Source organism: Novosphingobium endophyticum, assembly GCF_014640675.1.
GTDB lineage: Bacteria > Pseudomonadota > Alphaproteobacteria > Sphingomonadales > Sphingomonadaceae > Novosphingobium > Novosphingobium endophyticum.
This window is the reverse complement of record NZ_BMHK01000090.1, coordinates 1-1,285: the sequence shown is the minus strand read 5'-3', so window position 1 is coordinate 1,285 and position 1,285 is coordinate 1. Positions and strand designations below refer to the sequence as shown.

Below are 1,285 nucleotides of genomic sequence, written 5' to 3'. Positions count from 1 at the left end.
TAGATGGGGTAACGGGCTGCCTCACCAGCCAGATTGATGGGCTGGTGGTCATCCCTCACACTGATGGTGTCACGGAGTCAGGATGGACCTGCTCCAAGCATCGGGAGAGATGACCGTGAAGTACTATGCCGGAATTGATGTCTCGTTGGAATGCTCAAGCGTATGCGTGGTCGACAGCGACGGCGAGATCGTGCGTGAAGCCAAGGTTCTGAGCGAGCCCGACGCGCTGATCGAGTGGTTCGCTGGGCTGGGGCTTTCGACGGAGCGGATCGGCCTGGAGGCTGGGCCGCTGTCGCAGTGGCTTCATGCCGCCATGGCCGAGGTTGGTCTTGCCGTAGAGCTGCTCGAGACGCGGCATGTGCGCAGCGCCTTCAAGACGATGCCGGTGAAGACCGACAAGAAGGACGCGCGCGGCATTGCCCAGCTAATGCGGCTTGGCTGGTTTCGGCCGGTACATTGCAAGTCGCTGCCAGCCCAGGAGATCCGTGCGGTACTCACCGCCCGCAAGATCCTGCAGAGCAAGCTCCATGATCTCGATATGAGCCTACGTGGTATCCTGCGCGGCTTCGGACTCAAGGTAGGACCAACCACACCGCGCACCTTCGCGGCGCGTATCCGCGAATTGGTCGAAGGCCATCCGACCCTGGAGACAATCGCGTCCTCGCTGCTAAAGGCACGAGATGCGCTGGCGACCGAGTTTGCAGGCTTCGAGCGTCGCTTGCGCGCGATGGCGCGGCAGAATGCCGATGCGCTCCGGCTGATGACCACGCCCGGCGTCGGCGTGCTGGTGGCGATGACCTTCGTGGCGGCGGTCGATGCGCCGGAACGGTTCCGATCTTCACGCGATGTCGGCCCGCATTTCGGGCTCACGCCGAAGAAATACCAGTCCGGCGAGACTGACCGCAGCGGCCACATCTCCAAGGTTGGCGACGTGGGCGTGCGAACCGCCCTCTATGAGGCGGCCAACGTAATTCTGACACGTCCTGTCAAAGGCTCGGATCTCAAGAGCTGGGCGCAAGGCGTCGCAAAGCGTGCAGGACCGCGCAAGGCCCGGGTCGCGCTTGCCAGAAAGCTCGCTGTCGTGCTGCATCATATGCTGAAGGACGGCACGACCTTCATTCCCCATAAAGCCGTCCCTGCGAAGGCGGCATGAGAAGGAGCAGATAGCAAACACCAGCTTCGGGCGGGCACGCCATCAGCCCGTCTGAGCGAAGTCCCTCCGCCGGGACGATGGACAGGTCAGGCCGCAAATCCGGGAGCAGCGCATTCGCGACTGCGTATCCCT

General features: G+C 62.9%; 1 protein-coding gene. It reads left to right on the top strand.

All coding sequences use genetic code 11. From position 1 onward, the window contains the following. Window positions 1-115 precede the first annotated feature (115 nt). Window positions 116-1,153: an IS110 family RNA-guided transposase gene (locus IEX32_RS20315; RefSeq protein ID WP_188773348.1), complete on the top strand. Its 1,038-nt coding sequence runs from the start codon at window positions 116-118 to the stop codon at window positions 1,151-1,153. The last annotated feature ends 132 nt before the right edge of the window (window positions 1,154-1,285 follow it).